This is a genomic window from Micrococcus antarcticus (genome assembly GCF_044872765.1).
GTDB lineage: Bacteria > Actinomycetota > Actinomycetes > Actinomycetales > Micrococcaceae > Micrococcus.
The window spans coordinates 510507-535381 of record NZ_CP085253.1; the positions used below are offsets into that span (position 1 = coordinate 510507).

A 24875-nucleotide genomic window follows, 5' to 3' on the forward strand; every position below is an offset into this window, starting at 1 on the left:
CCGGTGGGGTCGTCCGGCTCAACAACGCCGGACGGCGGGGCATTCCCGCTGCGGGTTCTCAGCGGGAGAGGCCGGCGAGCCAGAGGGCCTCGGCCACGATCGCGTTGCGGAAGTCCCCGAGGTGCAGGGACTCGTTGGCGGAGTGTGCACGGGAGTCCGGGTCCTCCACGCCGGTGATGAGGATCGTCGCCTCCGGGAAGACCTCCTTGAGGTCGGCGGTGAACGGGATGGACCCGCCGAGGCCGGTCTCCTTGGGCTCCACGCCCCACGCCGCGCCGAGCGCCTCCAGCATGGCGGCCGCGTGGGGCGCGGAGGTGTCGGTGGAGAAGGGCTGGCCGAACTCGCCCGCCTCCACGGTGATCTCCGCGCCGAGCACCGCGGCGGACTGCGCCTCGAGGTGCTCCTTGAGCGCCGCGAAGGACGCCGCAGGGTCCATCCCGGGGCCGAGGCGCAGGGAGAACTTGGCGCGCGCCTGCGGCTGCATCGTGTTCGAGGACTGGGCCACACTCGGGACGTCGATCCCGATGACGCTCAGGGCCGGGGCGTTCCACAGTCGGTCGGCGAGGGCGCCCGTCCCGGCGAGGGTCACGGAGTCCAGGAGCCCGGAGTCGGCGCGGAACACGTCCTCCGGGTACTCGAGGGAGGCCGTGTGGCGCGGCTCGAGGCCGGGCACCGCCACAGCGCCGTGCTCGTCGTGCAGGGTGGCGACGAGGCGGGAGAGCAGGACGACGGCGTCCAGGACCGGGCCGCCGAACATGCCGGAGTGCACGGCGTGGTCGAGCACGCGCACGGTCACGGTTCCGTCGACGAGCCCCCGCAGCGAGGTGGTCACCGCCGGCTCCCCCACGGCCCAGTTGGAGGAGTCCGCCACCACGATCGCGTCGGCGGCGAGGCGGTCGCGGTGCTTCTCCAGGAAGGGGCGGAAGGTGGGAGAGCCGGCCTCCTCCTCCCCCTCGATGAACACGCGCACGCCGACGCCGGCGTCGGGAAGGGCCTCGTCCAGCGCGGCGAGGGCGGCCATGTGGACCATGATCCCCGCCTTGTCGTCGGCCGCGCCGCGGCCGTAGAGGCGCCCGTCCTTCTCCGTCGCCGTGAGCGGCGGGGTGTCCCAGAGCGACTCGTCACCGAGGGGCTGGACGTCGTGGTGGGCGTACAACAACACGGTGGGCTTGTCAGCGGCGGCGGGGCGCTCGCCCAGCACTGCGGGGCCGCCGGGCCGGCCGTCCTCGCGCGTCTCGGTCACGACCTCGACGCCCTGCAGCCCGGCCCCGCGGAGGAGGTCGGCGACCTCCTGGGCGGAGCGTTCGAGGTTCTCGCGGGGAGCGGAGTCCCAGGCGATGCCCGGGACGGCCACGAGGTCCTTCAGCGTCTGGAGGGTCTGCGGGAAGCGGCGGTCCACGGCGGCGCGGACGGCGGTCACGAGCTCGGCGTCGAGGGACTGCGGCACGGAGCCGGCGGAGGCGGCGGGGATCTGTTCGGTCATGCACCCAGCCTAGCGACGGCCCCGCCGCACTAGGGCATGTCTGACAATCGTTTGGACCACGCGAGCACAGCGTTCAACACCACGGCGGCCCGGTAGACGATCGCGTACTTGTCGTACCGGGTCGCCAGGCCCCGCCATTGCTTCAGGTGCGCGTACTGGCGCTCGATCACGTTCCGGCCCTTGTAAGCCTGCGAGTCCAGGCCCACGGGACGGCCACCGGCCGAGCCGCGGCGCCTGCGGTGGCCCTGCTGATCCGCCGGCTCGGGGATCACGGCTTTGATCCGGCGGGCACGCAGGTGGGTGCGGATCGCCCGGGAGGAGTACGCCTTGTCGCCCAGCACCGCCTCGGGGCGGGTCCGGGGCCGCCCTACCGGCCGTGCCACGCGCAGCCGCCCCAGCAGCGGCAGCAGCATCGGGGAGTCCCCGGCTTGGCCGGGGGTGATCAGGCTGACCAGCGGCAGCCCGGTCCCATCGACGAGCTGATGGATCTTCGTGCTCAGCCCTCCCCGGGAGCGCCCGATGCCGTGATCGGCCGGCTCCTCATGCAGATTCCTGTAGTTCGACCCATCCCCCTGTGAGGCGGGTGATGTTCGTCGCGTGCTGATGCGCGCGGGCGATCGTGGAGTCCACCGAGACCGACCAATCGATCAGGCCTTCGGCGTCCGCGGCGGCGGTCAGCCTCGCCAGCACCGCATCCCAGGTGCCCTCTTCAGCTAAGCGCCGGTGCCAGGTCCACACGGTCTGCCAAGGCCCGTAGACCTCGGGCAGATCCCTCCATGCAATCCCGCACCGATATCGGTAGATGATCGCCTCCACCATCGTGCGGGCGTCCGAGAACGGCCTGCCGGCCCTGCCGGTCCGGGTCGGGAGCATCGGGGCGATCAACTCCCATTGGGCATCGGAGAGCATCTGGAAGCGGGACATGCCTTCCAGGGTGTCAGCTGGCCCCCTGGATCCATTCTCAGACACGCCCTAGGCGTCTTCATCCTGATCAGCGGCGGAGCCTTCGGCCTCTGAGCACACCCGTCACCGACCACTCAGGGCCCTCGTCCCCGTCCCATCGGCCCGGTCACTCCTCAGTAACCGGTCCGGTGGGGCGGGGTTTCTGGTTTTAGACGGGGGTGGTGAAGGTGCCGGCGAGGCTCTGCAGCTGGTACATCCACAGCATCCAGAGCCCGGAGACCATCAGAATCCCGACCCCCACCAGCAGGGATCCGCCGATGATGTTGAATACCCGGATGTTGCGGCGGACGTAGGACAGGGCGTTGGTGACCCAGCTGATCCCCGCCGCGGCCAGCAGGAATGGGATGCCCAGTCCCAGGCAGTAGAGGAAGCCCAGCAGGGCCCCGCGCCAGGGATCGCCGGTGGTGGTGCTCAATGCCAGCACGGCGCCGAGTGTCGGGCCGATGCAGGGAGTCCAGCCCAGCCCAAAGACGACCCCGAGCACCGGGGCCCCGGCCAGGCCCGTCCGGGGGGCCAGGGTGGGTTTGATCGTGCGCTGGAAAAAGGGCAACTTGCCAACCATGGCCAGGCCCATAACGATCACCAGGACGCCCAGGACGCGGATCATCGGGTCCTGCCAGCGCACCAGCCAGTGACCGATCGTGCCGAAGGCGGCCCCGTAGAGGGTGAAGACCGCGGCGAAGCCCAGGATGAACAGCCCGACCCCGGTCAGCACCCGGCGGCGGTTGTCCGGATGTGTGGGGTTGGCCAGCCCGGAGACGTAACCGAGGTAGCCGGGCACCAGCGGCAGGATGCACGGGGACAGAAACGAGACGATCCCTGCGATCATCGCCAGCGGTGCGGCAATGAGCAGAGCCCCGGAGTTGACGGTCTCGGCGAAGTAGTTCCCGATGCTCACACCGAGCCCCTTCTCCTGCCGTCCGACAATGGGACGGGCAGGAGCCGGGATGGTTCGGTCAGCGGGACATCAGAGTGGGGCACGGTTGCGCGGACCTCCTGGGATCGGGCCATGGTGCCGGCCGCTTGCCGGGCGGCACCCCGACAAGGGTACACGTTATGCTGTACCGTTCTAGGCATGAGCACCACGACCCTCACTCATGTCTCGACGTTGTCCCGACTGGGCCATGCCCTCTCTGATGACACCCGGACCCGGATCCTGCTGGCCCTGCGTGATGGGCCGGCCCGCCCGTCGGCGCTGGCCGGGGAGCTGGGGGTGTCCAAGCAGGTGATGTCCAACCAGTTGGCCTGCCTGCGCGGCTGCGGGCTGGTGACCACTACCGCCGAGGGCCGCAACGTCTGGTACGCCCTGGCCGACCCCCGGCTGGGCCAGACCCTTGGGGAGCTGCTGGAGTTGACGCTGACCATCGACCCGGATTGCTGCTCCGCTGCGGGATGCACCTGCGCATGAGCACCCTCACGCTGAGCTCCAAGCCCCTCACGGACGACCGCCGTGCGGTCCTGCACCGCCGGATCCGCTGGATCGTGGCCGGAACCATCACCTACAACGTGATCGAGGCGGCCATCGCCCTGGCCGCCGGCACCGTGGCCTCGTCCTCCGCGTTGATCGGCTTCGGCTTGGACTCCATCGTGGAGGTCCTCTCCGCCGCCGCGGTGGCCTGGCAGTTCGCCACCCCGGACCCGCACCGCCGGGAGAAGGTGGCGCTGCGCCTGATCGCCTTCTCCTTCTTCGGCTTGGCCGCCTTCATCACCGTCGACGCCGTGCGCACCCTGTTCGGGGCCGGGCAACCGGAGCATTCCACGGTGGGGATCGTGCTGGCCGCCGTGAGCTTGGCCATCATGCCGTTCCTGTCCTGGTTCGAGCGGCGCACTGGCCGCGAACTCGGGTCCGCCTCCGCGGTGGCCGACTCCAAACAGACCCTGATCTGCACCTACCTCTCGGCGGTCCTGCTGGTGGGCCTGGTCCTCAACAGCACCCTGGGCTGGACCTGGGCCGACCCAGTCGCGGCCCTGGTGATCGCCGCCGTCGCCCTCAAGGAAGGGGTGGAGGCCTGGCGCGGGGATGCCTGCTGCACCCCCGCCTCCGCGCTGATCGCCGGGGACCAGAACGGAAGGACGGCGATGGCTGCGGGGCGGATTGCGCCTGCTGTGCGCATTGAGCATGCCTTCAGTATCGCCGGACAGGATGGTGACGTTCAGCTGATGATTCATCGAGTGGAAGAGACCCTGGTATGAGCGGACACGATCATTCCCATGCTCTTCCGGCGGCGGGCCGGCGGGGCCGGCTGGCCGTGGTCTTCTCCATCACCGCGACGATCATGGTCGCCGAGGTCATCGGCGCGCTGGCTTCGGGCAGTCTGGCCCTGCTGGCCGACGCCGGGCACATGTTTACTGACTCAGCCGGGTTGCTGATCGCCCTGACCGCCACGACCCTGGCGCTGCGCCCGGCCACGGACAAGCGCACCTGGGGGTACAAGCGCGCCGAGATCATCGCCGCGGCCGCGCAGGCCGCGGTGCTGCTGGCCGTGGGCGGCTTCGTAGCCGTGGAGGGCGTACGCCGGCTCATCGAACCCCCCGAGGTCGAATCCACCGCGATGCTCTGGTTCGGGGTGATCGGTTTGGCTGGCAACCTCATCGGTCTGGCGATCCTGGCCTCTTCCCGAGGTGAGAACCTGAACATGAAGGCCGCGTTCCTGGAGGTACTCAACGACGCTCTGGGATCGGTCGCAGTGATCGTTTCGGCGATCGTGATCGCCACCACCGGCTGGAATCGCGCCGATGCGGTGGTGTCCCTGTTGATCGCCGCACTGATCGTGCCCAGAGCCCTGATCCTGCTTCGCGACACCATCGACGTACTCATGGAGACCACCCCCAAGGGCTTGGACCTGGAGGCGGTCCGCATCCGGCTATCGGAGCTGCCGCACGTGCTGGAGGTCCATGACCTGCACGCTTCACGCATCGACTCCGACACCCCCGTGCTCTCCGCGCACGTCACCGTGCACAACGGCTGCCTGACCGCCGCGCACCTGGGCACTGTGCTGACCGACCTGCAACGGTGCGTGGCCCAGGATTTCCAAGTACCCATCGAACACTCCACCTTCCAAATCGAACCGGCCACCCACCCCCACACTGAGACCCTCCACCCCTGACCCACCCCTGCATCCCAGCCCCAGCTCATTCCCACCCCGACGGCACGGTGCCGTCGCCACCGACCGAAACGGATCCCTTCGTGAGCACACCGACCCGCAATCCGACCCCCTCTGATCCGTCAACACCGGGCACCACATCCCGCAAGGCCAAGACCATCGTCTGGGTCGTACTGGCCGCTGTGGTGCTGGCCGGGCTGATCGTCGGAGTGGTGGCCGCCAGCGGCCCCCGCGACGCCGCCCCCCAGGGCTCCGGGCAAACTGCCTCCTCCGGGACCGGGCAGAGCGCCCCCTCGGAGGCCACGCCGGTGATGCGCCCAGACAGCCGGGTACTGTCCAAGGCCCCGAACGAGCAGGCCGTGCTGGTGGAGTTCCTGGACTTCGAGTGCGAGGGCTGCAAGGCCGCCTACCCGGTCGTGGAAGAACTGCGCGCCGAGTACGCCGACACGGTGACCTTTGTGCACCGCTACTTCCCGCTGCCCGGACATCCCAACTCGATGACCGCCGCCGTAGCCGTGGAAGCCGCCGGCCAGCAGGGACAGTACGAGGCGATGTATCAGCAGATGTTCGACACCCAGGAGCAGTGGAGCCATACCACTGAGGACCGGAGCCCGGTGTTCCGCGGTTACGCCGAGGATCTCGGCCTGGACATGGCCGCCTACGATGCCGCGGTGGCTGACCCGGCCACCCGCGACCGCATCGAGGCCGACGTGGCCGACGGGACCGCGCTGGGCGTGCAGGGCACCCCGACCTTCTTCCTGGACGGACAGATGCTCACTCTGAACACCCTCGAGCAGTTCCGCGCCGAGGTCGACGCCGCCGCCACGACGGACTGACCGGGCCCATGAGTGTCCCCGACACCGACACCAATTCACCCGTGACGATCCCCACGACCACCACCGACCGCCCTGCCGGTACCGGGCAGGCCTCCGACGTAGCGGGGATACCGACTGTCGCCCGGCACCGTCCGTTCGGCCTGGTGCTGTTGATCACCGGGGTGGTCGGCTGGGTGGCCTCGGCGATCCTGGTGCTCGAACGCCTGGAGCTGTACGAGGATGCCGGGTACATCACCAGCTGTGACATCAACCCCTGGGTGTCTTGCGGGAAGGTGATGGGGACCTGGCAGTCCGAGCTGTTCGGCTTCCCCAACCCGTTGATCGGCATCGTGGCGTTCGCCGTGGTCATCACCACCGCCATGGTGACCCTCTCCGGGGCGAGCCCCGGGCGCTGGTACTGGGCCGGCCTGCAGGCCGGGGTCACCGCCGGCACGGTGTTCACCATCTGGCTGTGGTCCCAGGCGTTGTTCGAGATCCACATCCTGTGCCTGTACTGCATGATCGTGTGGGCGGCGATGATCCCGCTGTTCATCCTGCTCACCGTGCGCAACCTCGCCCACGGCGTGATCCCCGCGCACGCCGCGGTGGTGCGGTTTTCCGCCGGCTGGGCCGGAACCCTGGTGGCCATCGCCTATGTGGCCGTGGCCGCCTCGGTGTTCTGGACCTTCTTCCCGGCCCTCACCGGTTACTGACACACCAGCCGCACTACGGCCCGCCCACGCGCCCGCAACGAGGAGAAACCACACCATGGCCGAGACCGACGTGCTAGTGATCGGCGCCCGCCAAGCAGGGCTGGCGCTCGGGCACTACCTGAGGCGTGAGGAGCCGAGCTGTCGGCAAAGCCGGACACAGGTTGGGAAACCGAGAAGGGCAGGCAGTAGGTTCCTTGTCCAACAGGCCCTCTACCGCCACGTCGCGACAACCGGGCAGCTCCGTGAGGATGGAGGCAAGGTCCTCGCCCGGAAAGGAAGTACATGATCGGCTGGCTGGAGCGGTGGCAGATTCCCTTGTACCTGGTTGCCCTGGGAGCCGGTGCCGCTTGCGGAAGCGGCATAACCGAACCGACACCGTGTCCACGATCAAGGGCCAAGGCCCCACTCCTACTCCGGCCTCACCTGACCCCGCTCCGGCACCACCACCGCGGCCGAAGTCGCCGACGTTTGATCGCCTCGATGAAGGGAAATTCGCTATGCCGCCGATCGACCAGTGGGTCACGTTCGAACCCCTCACCGGCTCACCCGTCGGCATCGCCGCTCTGCTGTTCGCGGCACTGTATCTGCGAGGAGCGATCTGGATGTGGCGAAACAGGCGCCGTTGGGCGATCGCCCGCACAGCATCGTTCCTGATCGGGTGCGCCCTGATCTTCGCTATCACGATGTTCGGTGTGAACCGTCTCGCGACGGAATCCATCACAGCGCTGGTGTTCCAGCAGATCACCCTGCTGACCGTCGTTCCGCCGCTCCTCATCGCAGGGTCACCCGGGCTGCTGCTCCTGCGCAGCACACCGCACACCGGCCTCGGGCGTCTCGTGCTCCGTGCCGCGCACGGGGGACTGCGCTCACGATTCTGGAGCGCCGCACTGCACCCTGTGGTCGCCATCGTCATTGCGATACTGCTGTACCCGGTCCTCTACCTGACCGACGCGATCAGCGTCATCATGCGCATCCCCTTCGGCCAGGACGCCTTGCTCTTCGTCATCCTCGTCCTCGGCATCGTCTCGGCAACACCGCTATGGTCCTCCGATCCGCTACCGCGCCAACCCTCCTTCGCCGCACGATTCGTCGATATCGCCGTCGAGATCCAGATCCACGCCATTTTCGGCCTGATCCTGCTCCGTACCGCCACACCGCTGTTCAGCGCATACGCCACCCCCACAGGCAGCCATGACCCCGTCATCGACCAGGCGATCGCCGGCACGCTGGTATGGACCTACGCGGAGCTGCCGATGTTCGTAGTGCTCATCGTCTGCCTGTCCCGCTGGCGAGCCCGCGACGTGCGCACCTCGAGACAGCGACAGAAAGCCGAGGACGCCGAACTCGACTCTTACAACGAGTACCTCGCCAGCCTCTCCCGAAGACGGAACGAGAGCTAGGGCATGTCTGACAATCGTTTGGACCACGCGAGCACAGCGTTCAACACCACGGCGGCCCGGTAGACGATCGCGTACTTGTCGTACCGGGTCGCCAGGCCCCGCCATTGCTTCAGGTGCGCGTACTGGCGCTCGATCACGTTCCGGCCCTTGTAAGCCTGCGAGTCCAGGCCCACGGGACGGCCACCGGCCGAGCCGCGGCGCCTGCGGTGGCCCTGCTGATCCGCCGGCTCGGGGATCACGGCTTTGATCCGGCGGGCACGCAGGTGGGTGCGGATCGCCCGGGAGGAGTACGCCTTGTCGCCCAGCACCGCCTCGGGGCGGGTCCGGGGCCGCCCTACCGGCCGTGCCACGCGCAGCCGCCCCAGCAGCGGCAGCAGCATCGGGGAGTCCCCGGCTTGGCCGGGGGTGATCAGGCTGACCAGCGGCAGCCCGGTCCCATCGACGAGCTGATGGATCTTCGTGCTCAGCCCTCCCCGGGAGCGCCCGATGCCGTGATCGGCCGGCTCCTCATGCAGATTCCTGTAGTTCGACCCATCCCCCTGTGAGGCGGGTGATGTTCGTCGCGTGCTGATGCGCGCGGGCGATCGTGGAGTCCACCGAGACCGACCAATCGATCAGGCCTTCGGCGTCCGCGGCGGCGGTCAGCCTCGCCAGCACCGCATCCCAGGTGCCCTCTTCAGCTAAGCGCCGGTGCCAGGTCCACACGGTCTGCCAAGGCCCGTAGACCTCGGGCAGATCCCTCCATGCAATCCCGCACCGATATCGGTAGATGATCGCCTCCACCATCGTGCGGGCGTCCGAGAACGGCCTGCCGGCCCTGCCGGTCCGGGTCGGGAGCATCGGGGCGATCAACTCCCTTGGGCATCGGAGAGCATCTGGAAGCGGGACATGCCTTCCAGGGTGTCAGCTGGCCCCCTGGATCCATTCTCAGACACGCCCTAGACTGGCTCGGTGTTCACTCGCAGGAAGTCCTCCCCGTCCGCCGAGCCCCCGGCCGCCCCGGCCACCCACGGCTCGACCGCCCACACCGGCGCCGACCGCGCGCAGGGCAAGTCCACGCCCACGCCGCGGCGCCGCGACCAGGAGGCCGCTCGCCGCCGCCCCCTCGTCCCAGCGGACCGACAGGCCGCGAAGAAGGCGCAGCGCGACGCGACCCGCCAGGAGCGCATGCGCCAGCGCGTCGCCCTCGAGACCGGGGATGAGCGCGGACTTCCGGCACGGGACCGGGGCCCTCAGAAGCGCTGGGTCCGCGACCTCGTGGACGCCCGCACCGGGGTGGGCGAGTGGCTCATGCCCATCGTCTTCCTCTACCTGCTGCTCATGCTCGTGCCGGGGCAGCAGTTCCAGATCATCCTCATGCTGAGCCTCTACGCGGTGGTGGCCCTCGTGATCGTGGACAGCGTGATCCTCTCCCGACAGGTGAAGCGGGGCCTCACGGCACGCTTCGGCACGCCCGAGCCCGGCACCCGCATGTACGGCGTCATGCGGGGGCTGCAGTTCCGCCGCCTGCGCCTGCCCAAGCCACAGGTCAAGCGCGGTCAGCACCCCGCCTGAGCCACTCCGTCAGCCACGACGACGGCGCCGCGCCCCGCGAGGGGCGCGGCGCCGTCGTCGTCCGGGTCTCGCACAGGCCGGGGCACCCCCGGGCTGCAGCGGTGCCGGCCTCGAGCCGGAGGGATCAGGCGCGCAGCGACCGGCCGAGACCGGCGGTGATCCGACCGGCCCAGAACGGCCCCTCGTAGAGGAACGCGGTGTAGCCCTGCACGAGCTGCGCCCCGGCGTCCAGGCGTTCGAGGACGTCGTCGGCGTCGGTCACGCCGCCCACGCTGATGACCGCCGTCTCCGCGGGCAGGGCTGCGCGCAGGACCCGCAACACCTCGAGGGAGCGCGCCGTGAGCGGGGCCCCGGAGAGTCCGCCCGCCCCGAGCGACTCCACGTGCGCCGCGTCCGCGGTGAGTCCCTCGCGCGTGATCGTGGTGTTGGTGGCGATCACGCCGTCGAGGCCCAGCCGGGCGGCCATGGCGGCCACCTCGCGCACGTCCTCGTCGGCGAGGTCCGGGGCGATCTTCACGGCGAGCGGCACGCGGCGCCCGGCGACGGCGCGGTCCGCCTCGTCCCGCACGGCGGCCAGCAGCGGCTCGAGCGCCGAGATCTCCTGGAGCTGCCGCAGGCCGGGTGTGTTGGGCGAGGAGACGTTCACCGCGAGGTAGTCCGCATGGGGGGCGAGCAGCCGCGTGGAGGCACGGTAGTCCTCAGCGGCGTCCTCGAGCGGCACCACCTTGGACTTGCCGATGTTCACGCCCAGGACGGGGCGCGCCTGGCCGAAGCGGCGCTCCAGCGTGGCCCGCGTGCGCGCGAGGCGGGGCGCGACGGCGGCCGCGCCGTCGTTGTTGAACCCCATGCGGTTCACGAGCGCCCGGTCCTCGGGCAGGCGGAAGAGGCGGGGACGGGGATTGCCCGGCTGCGGCTGCGCCGTGATGGTGCCGACCTCGACGTGGCCGAAGCCGAGGTCCGCGAGGGCCGCCGTGCCCCGCCCCTCCTTGTCGAACCCGGCGGCGAGGCCGAAGGGCGTGGGGAACCGCAGCCCCATGACGGTGCGGGCGAGCAGCGGATCCGGCCGGAACGCGGAGCGGAGGGCGGCCGAAGCACCGGTCCGCTCGGCGGCGCGGATCGCTTGGAAGCCGCGGTGGTGGGCGTCCTCCGCGTCCATGCCGGCGAACACGGCGCGGAAGAACGGCGGGTAGAGGCGCGGCGCGCGGGAGGTCAGGAGGGCGTCGATTCCGGTCTTCGGGTCGGGCAGCTGCATGCCGCCCATGATCGCACGGGCGGCTCCCCCCGGAGCGGCACCGACATCCCCGCCGGCCCCCCCTGCCTAGAGTGGAGCCATGTCCTCCGGCGACCCCGACTCCGCCCCTCCCACGTCGGACGACGTCGCCCTCCCCGCCGCCGGCCCGGACGCGACCCGCCCGGACGCGGCCCTGCTCGAGGATGCCCCGGGCGGCGGATGGGTGCCGGACCTGATGGAGGGCTTCGAACGCCGGACCCTGGGGCTGGAGGTGGACGAACAAGGCCAGAACCTTGTCACAGTGGTCCGCCCGGGGGGCTCTCGGGGGGACGGGCGCCGCGCCGTCCTCGCCGTGCACGGCTGGAGCGACTACTTCTACAACGCCCCGCTGGCCCACGCGTTCGAGGAGGCCGGGTACGCCTTCCACGCGGTGGACCTGCGCCACTACGGCCGATCCCTGCGACCGGGGCAGACCCCCGGCTGGACGGACGACCTCGCCCGCTATGACGCCGACCTCGACGCCGCTCTCGCGGTGCTCGCCGAGGACCACCCGCTGCCGCCCGTGCTCCTGGCCCACTCCACGGGCGGGCTGATCGCCGCGCTCTGGGCGGACCGGCACCCCGGCCGGGCCGCCGCCCTCGTGCTCAACAGCCCGTGGCTCGAGATGCAGGGCAGCACGGGCGTGCGCCTCATGGCCAGGGCGGTGGTGGACCCCGTCTCGGCCCTGCAGCCGTACGCCATGCTCAAGCTCCCCCGAATAGACCACTACTGGCGCACTCTCTCGGACGCGGCGGACGGCGAGTGGGACCTGCATCCGCTCTGGCGGCCCCGGTGGGCCTTCGACGTGCCGGCCGCCTGGCTGGGCGCCGTCCTCGCCGGCCACCGGACGGTGGCCGCAGGGCTCGACGTCCGGGAGCCGGTCCTCGTGCACGTGGCCGGGCGGGGACATCGCGGCACGCGCTACGGGGAGGCCATGCGCTCGGCGGACATCGTGCTCAATCCGGTGAGCATGGCGCGCCGGGCCCTGCGGCTGGGCGACCGGGTCATGGTGCAGCGCCACCCGGACGCGCTGCACGACGTCTTCGCCTCCCCCGCTCCCGTCCGGCGGGCCGCCGCGGCGGAGACCCTGCGCTGGCTGTCGGCCTACGCGCCGCCGCGCGCGTGAGGCCCCGGGCTCAGCCCGCGCCGGGCGCGTCCACCGCGCCGCCGTACCGCCGGTCGCGTCGGGCGTAGGCCTCGACGGCGTCCCACAGGGTGCGCCGGTCGACGTCGGGCCAGAGCACGTCCAGGAAGAGCAGCTCGGCGTAGGCCGACTGCCACAGGAGGTAGTTGGAGAGCCGCTGCTCCCCGGAGGTGCGCAGGAAGAGGTCCACGTCCGGGGTGACGTCGATCCCCCGCTCCCCCGCGCGGTAGGCCCGGTCGAGCCAGCGCGTGATGGTGTCCTCGCGGATGTCGCCGGGGCGCATCCGGCCAGCGGCGACCTCCTCGGCCAGGGCCTGGACGGCGTCGGTGATCTCCGCGCGTGAGCCGTAGTTGACGCACATGTGCAGCGTGGTGCCCGTGTTGTGCCGCGTGAGCTCCTCGGCCTCGCGCAGCTCCTTGATCACGGAGGTCCACAGCCGTGGCGCACGTCCGTTCCACCGGATCCGCACGTTCCATGAGTGCAGCGTGTCCCGCTGCCGACGCAGCACGTCCCGCGAGAACCCCATGAGGAAGCGCACCTCGTCCGGGGAGCGCTTCCAGTTCTCGGTGGAGAACGCATAGGCGGAGACGTGGCCGATCCCGAGGTTCACAGCCCCGGCGACGACGTCGAGCAACGCCGCCTCGCCGGCGCGGTGGCCATCGGTGCGCGGCAGGCCGCGCTGATTGGCCCAGCGACCGTTGCCGTCCATCACGATCGCCACGTGGCGCGGGATGAAGCGCGGGTCGATCCGCGGGGCCGTGGCGCCCGACGGATGCGGCGGGGGCGTGAGGCAGGGGCTGGGCGGGACGGTCATGCGCTCCTCTCGGCGGGAGGCCGGGCGGGACGGGGCGGCGTCGGGCCCGTGATGCCCTGGTCCAGGACGGACAGGGAGACGAGCCGCCGCTCGGCGTGGTACTGCAGGTAAGCGGACACGATACCGGCCGCCTCCCGCTGCGCGGCCTCCCTCGCGGCGTCCACGACGTCCCAGTCCCCCTGCGCGAGCGCGCCGAGCAGGGCCAGCGTCTCCGGAGCCGGGTGGGAGGAGCCGGGAGGCCGGCAGTGCAGGCACACCGCCCCGCCGAGGCCGACGTTCACCGCGGCGTGGGGGCCGGGCCGGCCGCAGCGCGCGCACGCCGAGAACGACGGCGCCCAGCCGGCTTGGGCGAGGGACCGCAGCACGAACGAGTGGAGGATCATCCGCGGGGCGTGGGCCCGGCGTGCCAGCGCCGCCACGGCCCCGTGGAAGAGGCGGTACTGGGCCGCCCGCCCGACGTCGTCGACCGCGGCGACCCGCTGGACCGTCTCAGCGAGCGCGGCGGCGGCGGTGAAGGCGTCGTAGTCCGCGGCGAGCGCGCTGCCGTAGGGGTGGAGCAGCTGCGCCTGTGTGATCGTCTGCAGCTCGCCCCGGCCGCGCGCCACCTGGAGGGTGGAGTGCATGAAGGGCTCCACCACGGAGCCGAAGCGCGACGACGCCTTCCGCACGCCCTTGGCGACGGCGCGCACGATCCCGTGCTCGGGGGTGAGGGCCTCGACGATCCGGTCGGCCTCCCCCAGGTCCCGGGTGCGCAGCACGATGGCCTCGGTGCGATACGAGTTCGCCGCGAAGCCGCCGTGCCGCGCCCCCGAGGAGCGCCGGGTGGAGCCGGTCACCCGACCATCATGCCCGCATGGCGCGGTTGACCGCCGAGACGAGGGCCTTGAGGGAGGCCGTCGTCGTGTTGTGGTCCAGGCCGACGCCCCACAGGACGCGGTCGCCGACCGCCGCCTCGACGTACGCGGCGGCCATGGCGGAACCGCCTTCGGAGAGGGCGTGCTCGGTGTAGTCGAGCACCCGGACGTCCGTGCCGTCCTGGGCGAGGATGGCGAGGAAGGCGTCGATCGGGCCGTTGCCCGTGGCAGTGCGGGTCTCCACCCGGCCGTCGACGGCGAGCTCGACGGTCATGCGGAAGCCGCCGTCCTCGTCCGAGGCGGACTCCACGGAGCCGATCCGGTAGCGGCCCCAGCGGTCCGCGGCGTCCTCGGCGGGCAGGTACTCGTCCTGGAAGACCTTCCAGAGGTCGGCGCCCGAGACCTCGCCGCCCTGGGCGTCGGCGAGCTCCTGGATGACGTGGGAGAACTCGATCTGCGCCCGGCGCGGCAGGTCCAGCTTGTGCTCGGACTTGAGCAGGTAGGCCACGCCGCCCTTGCCGGACTGCGAGTTCACGCGGATCACGGCCTCGTAGGAGCGGCCGATGTCCCGCGGGTCGATCGGCAGGTACGGGACGCCCCACTCGAGCTCGTCCACGTGGGTCCCGGCCTCGGCGGCGCGGCGCTCCATGTCCTCGAAGCCCTTCTTGATGGCGTCCTGGTGGGAGCCGGAGAAGGCGGTGAACACGAGGTCGCCGCCCCAGGGGGCACGCTCGGGGACGGGGAGCTGGTTGCAGTACTCCACGGTGCGGCGGACGTGGTCCATGTCCGAGAAGTCGATCATCGGGTCGATCCCCTGGGAGAAGAGGTTCATGCCCAGGGTCACGAGGTCCACGTTGCCCGTGCGCTCGCCGTTGCCGAAGAGGCAGCCCTCGATCCGGTCCGCGCCGGCCAGGTAGCCCAGCTCGGCGGCGGCGACGCCGGTTCCGCGGTCGTTGTGGGGGTGCAGGGAGAGGATGACGGCGTCCCGGTGCTCGAGATTCCGGTGCATCCACTCGATGGAGTCCGCGTACACGTTGGGGGTGGCCATCTCCACGGTGGCGGGCAGGTTGAGGATCATCTTGCGATCCGTGGACACCTCGAGGACGGTGGCGACCTCGTCCGAGATGCGCCGGGCGAACTCCAGCTCGGTGCCCGTGTACGACTCCGGCGAGTACTCGTAGGTGATCTCGGTGCCGGAGAGCTGCTCCTCGAACTTCTTCACCAGGCGGGCGCCGGAGGTGGCGATGTCCACGATGCCGTCCTCGTCCTGGCGGAAGACGACGCGCCGCTGCAGCACGGAGGTGGAGTTGTAGAGGTGCACGATGGCCCGGTCGGCACCTTCGAGCGACTCGAAGGTGCGCTCGATCAGGTGCTCGCGGGCCTGCGTGAGGACCTGGATGGTGACGTCATCCGGGATGTGGTCGCCCTCGATCAGGCGGCGCACGAAGTCGTAGTCGGTCTGGGACGCGGAGGGGAAGCCGACCTCGATCTCCTTGTAGCCCATCTGCACGAGAAGCTGGAACATCCGCAGCTTGCGGTCCGGGCCCATGGGGTCGATGAGCGCCTGGTTGCCGTCACGCAGGTCCACGGCGCACCAGCGGGGCGCCTCGGTGATGACCTTGTCCGGCCACGTGCGGTCCGGCAGGTGCACCTGGATCTGCTCGTGGTACGGCACGTACTTGCCGTGCTTCATGCCCGAGGGCTGCTGCAGATTGCGCATGGGCGCGTCACCTCTTCCTGTGCGACGGCGGGGATGGAGCCGCCGACGCGTCGACTGTCCGGGCCGGGGTGTCCAGGATGGACCGGGCTTCTCTCCTATTCCATACCCTCCCGACGCGCGGGGCGGTCAGGTGACCCGATGCGTCTCACCTGGTGGGCGCGGAGGATACGACACCGGTTGCAGACCTCCCGCCATTGATGGCGATGCTTCCCACGGTCATGTTGTAGGACCGCGCGACATCGCTCGGGGCCGAGGGGTTCCCGTAGGTCTGCCCATTCACGACGCCCTGGGTGGTCACCGTGACGGTATAGGTCTGCCCGGTTGACGAGGTGGCGCGGAACGTGGCCTTTGTGCCGGCGGTGGAGATCAGGCTCGTCTGGGTGGGCACCGCGTTCGTGCACGCGGTGCCGGAGATCGCGTACGAAGGCGCCGCGGCAACCATGCCCACCGCTGGCGAGGACCAGGCCAGTCCCTTGGTCACGTTGCGACGGGAGACGGGGGCTGCGGACAGGGTGTGGGTGCTCTCAGCAGAAGCCATGGGGTCCTCTGGTCGACGACGCCATCGGGACTGGGCTGAGAGCTCGATGCCCCACGGACCCACGCCACGCACAGGAGCACGACGATGAGAAGGCGGGACGCCTCGGTGGATTGTTGAACAACCACGGTACTGCCAGCGGGTAACCCACCCCCAACGGCAGTCTGTGACTGTCACATGCCCAGACGATGAAGATGCTTGGGATCCCTCTGCCAGTCCTTCGCGACCTTCACCCTCAGGTCCAGATGCACCGGCGTGCCCAGCATCTTCTCGATCCCCTTGCGGGCGTCGGAGCCGATCTGCCGCAGCCGGGAGCCGCCCTTGCCGATGATGATCCCCTTCTGCGAGTCGCGCTCCACGTACACGTTCGCGTAGACGTCCAACAGTGGCCGGTCCGCCGGCCGCCCCTCGCGGGGGTTCATCTCCTCCACCACCACGGCCACCGAGTGCGGCAGTTCGTCCCGGACGTCCTCCAGGGCCGCCTCGCGGATCAGCTCGGCCACCATGATCACCTCGGGCTCGTCCGTCAGCTCGCCGTCGGGGTACAGCGGCGGCCCCTCGGGCAGCAGCTCCGCCAGGACGGTCTCCACGTCCTCCACCTGGCGGCCCGCCACCGCGGAGACCGGCACCACCGCGGCGAAGCCCTTCCCGCCGTTCTCCGGGCCGAGCACCTCGTCGCCCAGCGCGGTGACGGCCAGCAGCTGCTCGGCCACCTGCGCCGGGTCGGCCTTGTCCGTCTTCGTCACGATCGCCACGACGGGGGTGCGGCGCAGGGCGGCCAGCTGCTGGGCGATGAAGCGGTCCCCCGGGCCGATCTTCTCGTCGGCGGGCAGGCAGAAGCCCACCACGTCCACCTCGGAGAGCGTCTCCTGCACCAGGGCGTTGAGCCGCTCGCCCAGCAGGGTCCGAGGGCGGTGCAGGCCGGGGGTGTCCACCAACACGAGCTGGAAGTCCGGCCGGTGCACGATCCCGCGGATGGTGTGCCGCGTCGTCTGCGGCTTGGAGGAGGTGATGGCCACCTTCTCCCCCACGAGCGCGTTGGTGAGCGTGGACTTGCCGGCGTTCGGCCGCCCCACGAGGCAGGCGAAGCCGGAGCGGTGGCCCTCCGGGACGAGCGGGGGCAGCAGGGAGGTCATGGGGATCCTTCGGGTCGGGCCGCGCGGTCGCCCGGCCATGGCGCTCGGCCCCGTCACGCGAGGCCGAGGGGTTCAGTGGGCGGTAGGGTCCACCGCGGTGGAGCCGTGCGGCTCCTCGTCACGGCGACGTACACGCGGGGGGCGGTCCTCGGTCTCGATCACGCGCAGCCGGTCCACGCGGTTGCGGCGCGGCTCGAGCGCGGCGGCGACGATGACGAGACCCTGGACGGTGACCTGGGAGCCGCGGATCGGCACGCGGCCGAGCTCCTTGGCCAGGAGGCCGCCCACGGTGTCGACGTCGTCGTCCTCGTGATCCTCCGGCTCGGGGAGGTCGAACTCCTCGCGGAAGTCCCCGATGCCCATGCGGGCGTCCACCGAGTACACGCCGGGCTCGATCACCTCGACCTCGGGGCGGTCCGGGAGGTCGTCCTCGTCGTAGATCTCGCCGACGATCTCCTCGATGAGGTCCTCCAGGGTCACGAGCCCGGCGGTGCCGCCGTACTCGTCCACCACGATGGCCACATGTGTCGACTCGCGCTGCAGCTCTTGCAGCAGGCCGGCCACCGACTTGGAGTCCGGGACGAAGCGCACGTCCCGCATCCATCTGGTCACGGGATCGCCCGAGGCCGCGCCCTCGTGGTGGAGGGCCCGGGTGACGTCCTTGAGGTAGAGCATGCCCCGCACGTCGTCGGCGTCCTCGCCGATCACCGGCACGCGGGAGCAGCCCGAGCGCAGGAAGAGGTCCATGGACTGGGCGAGGGTGTGGTCGTCGTCGATCGTGACGACGTCGGTGCGCGGCACCATGACGGAGCGGACGATGGTGTCGTTCATGGAGAACACGGACTGGATGAGCTCGGCCTCGGAGTCGGCCAGCACGTCCGCGTCGTGAGCGCGCGCCACGACTTCCCGGAGGTGACGCTCCTCGAAGTCGTCCTCCTCGTTCACCTCGTCGTCCCCCCGGCGGCGGTCCTGGCCGAGCCGCGTGCCGATCGGACCGAGGGCGCGCCGCAGACCCCACACGAGGCCTGCGGTACGGCGGGCGACGGCGGTCTCGTTGCGGGAGCCGATCGGCCGCGGGCTCCACACGCCCAGCAGGGCGGCCGTCGCCACGAGCACGAGGGCGGCCACCCCGACGGCGGCCCACACGCCCTCCAGCACCCACACGGCAGCGGCCGTCAGGCACACGGCGCCGAGCGCCTCGGTGATGAACCGCCACACGCGCAGGGCGCCGAGGTGCGCGTCCCGTTCCGCCGTCACCTCGAGGATGCGGGACCCGGGATGCTCGCGGAGGACCTCCTCGGCCTCGCGGCGCGAGATGTACGTGAGGGCGGAGTCGGCGAGGGCGAGCACCCACGTGAAGGCGATGAAGACGACGAAGAGCGCGGCGAGTGCGACGGGGGTGAACATGGCGGGCGGGATCAGTCCTCGATGGTGGGGGCCGGGGCGGGGCGGCCGAGGAACTCGCTCACGAGCCGGTCCTGGAGCTCGAACATCTCGACGCGGTCCTCCTCGTCCATGTGGTCGTAGCCCAGCAGGTGGAGCATGCCGTGCGTCAGCAGCAGCATCAGCTCGTCGTCGCGGGTGTGCCCGCCGCGCGCGGCCTGCTCGGCTGCCACCTCGGGGCACAGCACGACGTCGCCGAGCACGCCCTCGCTCGGCGCCTCGGGGGCGCCGGGGGTGATCTCGTCCATCGGCAGGCTCATGACGTCCGTGGGCCCGGGCAGGTCCATCCACTCCTCGTGGAGCTGGGCCATCCGGTCCGCGTCCACCACGGTCACGGCGGTCTCGGCCAGCTCGTGGACGTGCAGCCGGGCGTAGACGTGGCGGGCCATGCCCAGCAGGTCCCGCTCCGGGACGTCGATCCCGGACTCGTTGACGATCTCAATGGCCACGGCCGCGGCGTCCCTTCGTCGTGGTCCGCGCGTCGGCGGCTGCCTGGTGGTCGTAGGCGTCCACGATCGCGCTGACGAGGGCGTGGCGCACGACGTCGGAGGAGTCGAACCGGACCATCTCGATCCCGTCCACCCCCTCGAGCACGTCCACGGCCTCGGCCAGGCCGGAGGTGACACCCCGGGGCAGGTCCACCTGGGAGGTGTCCCCCGTGATCACCATCCGGGCGCCGAAGCCCAGGCGGGTGAGGAACATCTTCATCTGCTCGCCCGTGGTGTTCTGCGCCTCGTCGAGGATCACGAACGCGTCGTTCAGGGTGCGGCCGCGCATGTACGCCAGCGGGGCCACCTCGATCACGCCGGACTCCATGAGCCGCGGAATCGACTCCGGCTCGATCATGTCGTGCAGCGCGTCGTAGAGCGGGCGCAGGTAGGGGTCGATCTTCTCGTTGAGTCCGCCCGGCAGGAAGCCGAGCCGCTCCCCGGCCTCGACGGCCGGGCGGGTCAGGATGATCCGCGTGACCTCCTTGGCCTGGAGGGCCTGCACGGCCTTGGCCATGGCCAGGTAGGTCTTGCCGGTGCCGGCCGGGCCGAGCCCGAACACCACGGTGGAGCGGTCGATCGCCTCGACGTAGTCCTGCTGGTGGAGCGTCTTGGCGCGGATCGTGCGGCCGCGGCCGGAGAGGATCGAGTCCAGGTGCAGGGCGCCGGCGCCCACGCGGCCTCCGCGGACGAGGTTCACCACCTGCTCCATCACCTCGGGGGTGACGGCGGCGTCACGGCGTGCGATGGAGCGCAGGTCCTCCACGACGCGGCGCACCGCGGCGACGTCCGGCGCGGGACCGGAGAGGTCGAGCCGCTGGTCCCGCACGGACAGGCCCACCGCCGGGAACACGCCGCCGAGGATGCGCAGCAGAGCGTCCTGGGGACCGAAGGCGCGGACCATGAGGTCGGCGGTCTCGAACTGGACGGACTCCTCTGCGGAGTCCGGGGGGAGGACGGCGGGAACGGTCACGAGGGGCGGATCACCTGTTCGGTCGGGGGCGGGATGCTCGGGTCCAGTCTAGGCGGACGGCCGGGCGCGGGACGGGCCCCTCACCAGCGGCCGAGCCGGTGCTCGAGCACGGCCAGTGCGGCGGGGCCGGCCGTCGAGGCGCGCAGCACGTGGGGTCCGAGCCGCACCGGGTGCGCCCCGGCGTCCCGGCACGCGTCCAGCTCGGCGGGTGAGATCCCGCCCTCCGGACCGACCAGCACGGCGATCTCCTCGGCCCCGGCCCACGCGGCCTCCGGAAGGGCACCCAGCCCGTCCGCGGCGTCCTCGTGGAGCACGAGGAGCACGCGTCCCTCCCGCGCCAGGGACGCCGCGCCCGTGCCGGAGACGGGCTCGCGCACCTCGGGCACCCGCGCCCGGCGGGCCTGCTTGGCCGCGGCGTGGGCGGTGTCGGCCCACTTCTGCCGGGCCTTGGCGGCCTTGGGACCCTTCCACCGCACGATCGAGCGCTCCGCCTCCCACGGGACCACGGCGTGGACCCCGAGCTCCACGGCCGCCTGGACCGCCATGAGGTCGCGGTCACCCTTGGCCAGGGCCTGGACGAGCACGAGGCGAGGCGCGGGATCGGGCTCCTCGTCCACCTCGTCGAGCCGCACGTCGACGGCGTCGGGGGAGGCGGCCAGCACCGTCCCGTGGCCGCGGCGGCCGGAGCCGTCCGCCACGAGCACGGACTCCCCCGGGGCAAGGCGCATCGCGGCGGCGGCGTGCCGGGCCTCGGAGCCCGTGAGGGTCACGGTGGCCCCGGCGGCCGCTCCCTCGAGCGCCCCCGCCGCCAGGTGGAACAGCGGCGCGGTCACAGGTTCTTCAGGTTCTCCCGCAGGCGGGCGAACACGCCCCGCTGCTGCGGGGCGCCGTGGACCACGTCCTCGCCGCGGATCTCGGCCAGGCGCGTGAGGAGCTCGCGCTCCTCGCCGGTGATGTCCGTGGGGGTGGTGACGACCACGTCCACCTTGAGGTCGCCGCGACCGGAGCCGCGCAGCCGGCCCACGCCGAGGCCGTGCAGCGTCTCCACGTGCCCGGACTGGGTGCCCGGCTCCAGGGTCACGCTCTGCTTGCCGTCCAGGGTGTCGAGGGTGATGCTCGTCCCGAGGGCGGCGGCGGCCATCGGGACCGTCACGGTGGTGGCCAGGTGGTCGCCCTCGCGGCGGAAGACGGGGTCCGGGCGCACGGCGATCTCCACGAAGAGGTCGCCGTTCGGGCCGCCGGCGGGGCCGGCCTCTCCGCGGCCGGCGAGGTGGATGCGGGTGCCGTCGTCCACGCCGGCGGGGATGCGCAGGGTGAGGGGGCGCTCCGTGCGCACTCGTCCCTGGCCCGAGCACTCGGTGCAGGGGGTGGGGATCACGGTGCCGAAGCCGCGGCACGCCGGGCACGCCTCGGTGGCCATCACGGTGCCGAGCATCGAGCGCATCGGCCGCTGCACCATGCCGCGGCCGTGGCAGGTCTCGCAGGTCTCGGGGTCGGTGCCGGGCTCGCAGCACGAGCCCTCGCATCGCTCGCAGCGCACGGCCGTGTCCAGGTGGAGGGTCTGCTCGCTGCCGAACACGGCGTCCTTGAGGTCGATCTGCGCGGTGACGAGCGCGTCCTGTCCCCGGCGCGTCCGGCTCGCGGGGCCCCGGCCGGCGCCGCCCGCCGCGGACATGAAGGTCTCGAAGATGTCGGCGAAGCCGCCACCGCCGAAGCCGCCGAAGCCGCCGCCGAACCCGGCGGAGCCGTTCTCGTTGCCGGTGGTGTCGTAGCTGCGGCGCTTGTCCTCGTCCGAGAGGACCTCGTAGGCGTGGGAGATGCGCTTGAACTGCTCCGCGGCCTCCGGGCTGGGGTTCACGTCCGGGTGGTGGGTGCGCGCCAGCTTGCGGTACGCGCGGCGGATCTCCTCGGTGCTGGCGTCGCGGCTGACGCCGAGGGTCTCGTAGTGGTCGGACACGGTGGGGGCACTTCCTTCGCGGGGGTCGAGGTCAGGGGGTGAGGATGCGGGAGAGGTAGCGGGCGATCGCGCGGACGGAGGCCATGGTGCCGGGGTAGTCCATGCGCGTGGGGCCCACCACGCCCACCTTGGCGACGGCGCCCGGCCCATAGGCGGCGGCCACCACGGAGGTGTCCGCGAGCGAGCCGGCGTTCTCGGAGCCGATCCGCACGGACACCCCGTGCGCGTCCTGCTCCATCTCCGTGAGCAGGCGCAGCAGCACCACCTGCTCCTCGAGGGCCTCCAGGATCGGTCCGATCGAGGCGCCGAAGTCCCCCGTGGAGCGGGCCAGGTTGGCGGTGCCCGCCATGACGATCCGGTCCTGTCGGCCCGCCTCCAGGAGGCTGCGGACCGCGCCGACGAGCGCGTCCGCCGTGGGACGCTGCTCCGGCCGCACACCCGTGACGGCCGCGTCCAGCAGGGCGGCGGCCTGCCCGGCCCCTCGGCCGATCATCGCCTGGAGCAGGAGCAGGCGCAGCGCGGCGAGGTCATCCTCCGCCACGAGACGCTCGAGTGGGACCACCCGCTGGTCCACCCGGCCGGTGGAGAGGATGAGCACGGCGAGCACGCGCGTGGGCGTCAGGGAGACGAGCTCGAGGTGGCGCACGGTCGAGCCGTCCTCGTGCGGGAACTGGGCGACGGCCACCTGGTGGGTCAGCTGGGCGAGGAGGCGCACGGTGGCCTCCATCATGTGCTCCGTGTCCTGCTCCGAGTCCAGCAGTGCCTGCACGGCTCGGCGCTCGGCCGGAGAGAGGGGCTTGACCTCGGAGATGCGGTCCACGAACACGCGGTAGCCCTTGTCCGTGGGCACCCGCCCCGCGGAGGTGTGGGGGGCCACGATCAGACCCTCCTCCTCGAGGGCGGCCATGTCGTTGCGCACCGTGGCCGAGGAGACGCCCAGCGCGTGACGCTCGACGATGGCCTTGGAGCCCACGGGCTCGCTGAGGGCCACGTAGTCCTCCACGATGGCCTGGAGCACCTGCAGTCGGCGCGGCTGCTCCGTCATGACGGTCTCCTTCCCTCCGATGTCTGGCACTCGCCACATCCAAGTGCCAATCCTACCGCCCTTGGTACCGTGCCCGACATGGACTGGAGCACGTGGGGCCCCGCGGGCCACGATTCCCTGACCCGACCGCCGGCGCGGCGCACCCCCGAGGTGCCGGCCTCCCCCGGCGTCGTGGTGGAGGACGTCGGCTCGGGGTTCACCGGCGCCGTCGTGCGCACGGAGCGCTCCGGCGGCGTGCACGTGGTGGTCCTGGAGGACCGCCGCGGCGTCCGCCGCTCCTTCCCCCTGGGCGGCGGATTCTGGATCGACGGCGAGCCCGTCACCCTCACCCCCGCGACGACGACGGCGTCGCGCGCGCCCGCCCGGACGGCGTCGGGATCCCGCCGCGTGGAGGGGGTCCGGGCGCGCACCGCCCGCGCGTCGCGGATCTGGGTGGAGGGCGTGCACGACGCCGAGCTCGTCGAGAAGGTCTGGGGCGAGGACCTGCGCCTCGAGGGGATCGTCGTGGAGCCGCTGCACGGCGTGGACGACCTGGCCGGGGCGATCCGTGAGTTCTCCCCCGGCCCCCGGCGCCGCCTGGGCATCCTCGTGGACCACCTCGTGACGGGCTCGAAGGAGGAGCGGATCGCCGCGGAGGCGATGCGAGTGCCCGGGGCGGCCGGCAACGTGCTCATCCTGGGCCACCCCTACGTGGACGTCTGGCAGGTCGTCAAGCCCGCCGTGCTCGGCATCGAGGCCTGGCCCGTGGTCCCGCGCGGCCAGGACTGGAAGACCGGCGTGCTGAAGGGCCTGGGCTGGCCCCACGGCACGAAGGAGGCCACCGGACTGGGCTGGAAGCGGCTGCTCTCCCACGTCACCACGTACGCGGACCTCGAGCCGTCCCTGCTGGGCCGGGTCGAGGAGCTCATCGACTTCCTCACCGCGGAGGACCGTGGCTGAGCACGCCGGGGCGCCGGCTCCGCCTCCCGTCGCCGCGCTACACTGATCGGGCCCCGCGCCCGCCCCGTGCGGCCGGGACCTTGCCGCCCCTCAGGAGGATCCGCCGTGAACACCACCCCGCCGCAGACCGGCCAGCCCCGTGCCGCGGCCTGGGTGGCCTCCGCCGGCACCGAGGGCGGACCCCTCAGCGCGAAGCAGGACCGAGACCGCGCCGCCTTCGGGCACCTGAGCGTGGCGCTGGGATGTCTCGGACCGCTGCTCGTGTGGCTGCGCTACCGTGACCGCGGACCGTTCACCGCGCAGGAGGCCAAGGAGGCGCTGAACTTCTCCGTGCCGCCCACGCTGCTGGTGGTGCTCTTCCTGCTCCTGGGCGCCCTCCCGGTCATCGGGCCGATTCTCGCGATCCTCGGCGCCCTCACCTGGGTGGCCATGTCCTGCTACGGCGTCATGGGGGCCGCGAACGTGTCGAAGGGCCGCCCCTTCCGCTACCCGTTCAACCTGCGCGTCCTGCGCTGAGCCGCACCG

The 24875-nt window shown here is 71.6% G+C and carries 25 protein-coding genes and 1 pseudogene; 10 read left to right on the plus strand and 16 right to left on the minus strand.

The window, feature by feature from the left end; genetic code table 11:
• Positions 1 to 58: 58 nt before the first annotated feature.
• The 3 genes from LG274_RS02410 to LG274_RS02420 form a co-directional block, all read right to left on the minus strand.
• A complete protein-coding gene (locus tag LG274_RS02410) occupies positions 59 to 1483 on the minus strand; it encodes a dipeptidase (RefSeq protein ID WP_248115565.1) in 1425 nt (474 codons plus the stop codon).
• A gap of 29 nt (positions 1484 to 1512) precedes the next feature.
• Positions 1513 to 2407, minus strand: a protein-coding gene (locus tag LG274_RS02415) for an IS5 family transposase (protein WP_088478277.1) whose coding sequence is annotated in 2 segments (ribosomal slippage) — positions 1513 to 2049 and positions 2051 to 2407 — 894 coding nt in all. Because the reading frame shifts where the segments join, the coding sequence is not laid out codon by codon here.
• Between the two features lie 187 nt (positions 2408 to 2594).
• Positions 2595 to 3344 carry a cytochrome c biogenesis CcdA family protein gene (locus LG274_RS02420; protein WP_036384828.1) on the minus strand — a complete coding sequence of 250 codons (750 nt, stop codon included), beginning with the start codon at positions 3342 to 3344 and terminating at the stop codon, positions 2595 to 2597.
• Positions 3345 to 3521: 177 nt separating this feature from the next.
• Between LG274_RS02420 and LG274_RS02425 the strand changes: the two genes are divergently transcribed.
• The 6 genes from LG274_RS02425 (at position 3522) to LG274_RS02450 (ending at position 8478) form a co-directional block, all read left to right on the plus strand.
• The gene (locus LG274_RS02425) at positions 3522 to 3854 is read left to right on the plus strand and encodes an ArsR/SmtB family transcription factor (protein ID WP_404465157.1); all 333 of its coding nucleotides are present in this window, start codon (positions 3522 to 3524) and stop codon (positions 3852 to 3854) included.
• The gene (locus LG274_RS02430; protein WP_404465159.1) at positions 3851 to 4639 is read left to right on the plus strand and encodes a cation transporter; all 789 of its coding nucleotides are present in this window, start codon (positions 3851 to 3853) and stop codon (positions 4637 to 4639) included. Before LG274_RS02425 ends, LG274_RS02430 begins: the two co-directional genes overlap by 4 nt.
• Positions 4636 to 5553: a cation diffusion facilitator family transporter gene (locus tag LG274_RS02435; protein WP_036317488.1), complete on the plus strand. Its 918-nt coding sequence runs from the start codon at positions 4636 to 4638 to the stop codon at positions 5551 to 5553. The genes LG274_RS02430 and LG274_RS02435 overlap by 4 nt, the downstream gene beginning before the upstream one ends.
• Before the next feature lie 80 nt (positions 5554 to 5633).
• Complete coding sequence (locus LG274_RS02440) at positions 5634 to 6386, plus strand: thioredoxin domain-containing protein (protein WP_036317487.1); 753 nt, start codon at positions 5634 to 5636, stop codon at positions 6384 to 6386.
• 41 nt (positions 6387 to 6427) lie between these two features.
• Entirely contained in the window at positions 6428 to 7078 is a 651-nt protein-coding gene (locus LG274_RS02445) for a vitamin K epoxide reductase family protein (RefSeq protein WP_020624358.1), read from the plus strand.
• A 497-nt stretch (positions 7079 to 7575) separates the two neighbouring features.
• A complete protein-coding gene (locus LG274_RS02450) occupies positions 7576 to 8478 on the plus strand; it encodes a cytochrome c oxidase assembly protein (RefSeq protein ID WP_036317477.1) in 903 nt (300 codons plus the stop codon).
• Here the strand turns inward: LG274_RS02450 and LG274_RS02455 are convergent.
• Positions 8475 to 9368 (minus strand): annotated as a pseudogene (locus LG274_RS02455) (IS5 family transposase). The gene LG274_RS02450 and the pseudogene LG274_RS02455 sit on opposite strands and share 4 nt — an antisense overlap.
• 61 nt (positions 9369 to 9429) lie before the next feature.
• Between LG274_RS02455 and LG274_RS02460 the strand changes: the two are divergent.
• Positions 9430 to 10032 carry a DUF3043 domain-containing protein gene (locus LG274_RS02460; RefSeq protein WP_404465163.1) on the plus strand — a complete coding sequence of 201 codons (603 nt, stop codon included), beginning with the start codon at positions 9430 to 9432 and terminating at the stop codon, positions 10030 to 10032.
• A 124-nt stretch (positions 10033 to 10156) separates the two neighbouring features.
• Here LG274_RS02460 and LG274_RS02465 read toward each other — a convergent pair whose 3' ends face one another.
• Entirely contained in the window at positions 10157 to 11284 is a 1128-nt protein-coding gene (locus LG274_RS02465; protein WP_404465166.1) for a quinone-dependent dihydroorotate dehydrogenase, read from the minus strand.
• A gap of 79 nt (positions 11285 to 11363) precedes the next feature.
• On the opposite strand from LG274_RS02465, the gene LG274_RS02470 reads away from it, so the two are divergent.
• Positions 11364 to 12428, plus strand: a complete 1065-nt coding sequence (locus LG274_RS02470) for an alpha/beta hydrolase (RefSeq protein WP_282442532.1) — start codon at positions 11364 to 11366, stop codon at positions 12426 to 12428.
• A gap of 10 nt (positions 12429 to 12438) precedes the next feature.
• Here LG274_RS02470 and LG274_RS02475 read toward each other — a convergent pair whose 3' ends face one another.
• The 11 genes from LG274_RS02475 to hrcA all read right to left on the minus strand — a co-directional run bounded on the left by LG274_RS02475 (position 12439) and on the right by hrcA (position 23411).
• A complete protein-coding gene (locus LG274_RS02475; protein WP_404465169.1) occupies positions 12439 to 13260 on the minus strand; it encodes an isoprenyl transferase in 822 nt (273 codons plus the stop codon).
• Positions 13257 to 14096, minus strand: a complete 840-nt coding sequence (recO, locus tag LG274_RS02480) for a DNA repair protein RecO (RefSeq protein ID WP_404465171.1) — start codon at positions 14094 to 14096, stop codon at positions 13257 to 13259. Before recO ends, LG274_RS02475 begins: the two co-directional genes overlap by 4 nt.
• A gap of 7 nt (positions 14097 to 14103) precedes the next feature.
• Entirely contained in the window at positions 14104 to 15834 is a 1731-nt protein-coding gene (gene leuA, locus LG274_RS02485) for a 2-isopropylmalate synthase (RefSeq protein ID WP_298711013.1), read from the minus strand.
• A 145-nt stretch (positions 15835 to 15979) separates the two neighbouring features.
• Complete coding sequence (locus LG274_RS02490) at positions 15980 to 16315, minus strand: hypothetical protein (RefSeq protein WP_404465173.1); 336 nt, start codon at positions 16313 to 16315, stop codon at positions 15980 to 15982.
• Between the two features lie 227 nt (positions 16316 to 16542).
• Entirely contained in the window at positions 16543 to 17505 is a 963-nt protein-coding gene (era, locus tag LG274_RS02495; protein WP_248115572.1) for a GTPase Era, read from the minus strand.
• Between the two features lie 72 nt (positions 17506 to 17577).
• On the minus strand, positions 17578 to 18912 hold the full coding sequence (locus LG274_RS02500) for a hemolysin family protein (RefSeq protein WP_404465176.1): 1335 nt from the start codon (positions 18910 to 18912) through the stop codon (positions 17578 to 17580).
• 11 nt (positions 18913 to 18923) lie between these two features.
• Positions 18924 to 19397, minus strand: coding sequence for an rRNA maturation RNase YbeY (gene ybeY / locus LG274_RS02505; protein ID WP_298711020.1), 474 nt, complete (start codon positions 19395 to 19397; stop codon positions 18924 to 18926).
• Positions 19387 to 20409: a PhoH family protein gene (locus LG274_RS02510; protein WP_404465178.1), complete on the minus strand. Its 1023-nt coding sequence runs from the start codon at positions 20407 to 20409 to the stop codon at positions 19387 to 19389. Before LG274_RS02510 ends, ybeY begins: the two co-directional genes overlap by 11 nt.
• Before the next feature lie 80 nt (positions 20410 to 20489).
• Positions 20490 to 21242, minus strand: coding sequence for a 16S rRNA (uracil(1498)-N(3))-methyltransferase (locus LG274_RS02515; RefSeq protein ID WP_248115576.1), 753 nt, complete (start codon positions 21240 to 21242; stop codon positions 20490 to 20492).
• Positions 21239 to 22366, minus strand: coding sequence for a molecular chaperone DnaJ (dnaJ, locus tag LG274_RS02520; RefSeq protein WP_404465180.1), 1128 nt, complete (start codon positions 22364 to 22366; stop codon positions 21239 to 21241). Before dnaJ ends, LG274_RS02515 begins: the two co-directional genes overlap by 4 nt.
• Positions 22367 to 22397: 31 nt before the next feature.
• On the minus strand, positions 22398 to 23411 hold the full coding sequence (gene hrcA / locus LG274_RS02525) for a heat-inducible transcriptional repressor HrcA (protein ID WP_298711027.1): 1014 nt from the start codon (positions 23409 to 23411) through the stop codon (positions 22398 to 22400).
• 78 nt (positions 23412 to 23489) lie between these two features.
• Here hrcA and LG274_RS02530 point away from each other — a divergent pair, with 78 nt between their 5' ends.
• Both LG274_RS02530 and LG274_RS02535 read left to right on the plus strand, forming a co-directional pair.
• Positions 23490 to 24350 (plus strand): DUF3097 domain-containing protein, encoded by an 861-nt coding sequence (locus LG274_RS02530; protein WP_319074257.1) that lies wholly within the window; start codon positions 23490 to 23492, stop codon positions 24348 to 24350.
• 105 nt (positions 24351 to 24455) lie between these two features.
• Positions 24456 to 24866, plus strand: coding sequence for a DUF4870 domain-containing protein (locus LG274_RS02535; RefSeq protein ID WP_298711033.1), 411 nt, complete (start codon positions 24456 to 24458; stop codon positions 24864 to 24866).
• The last annotated feature ends 9 nt before the right edge of the window (positions 24867 to 24875 follow it).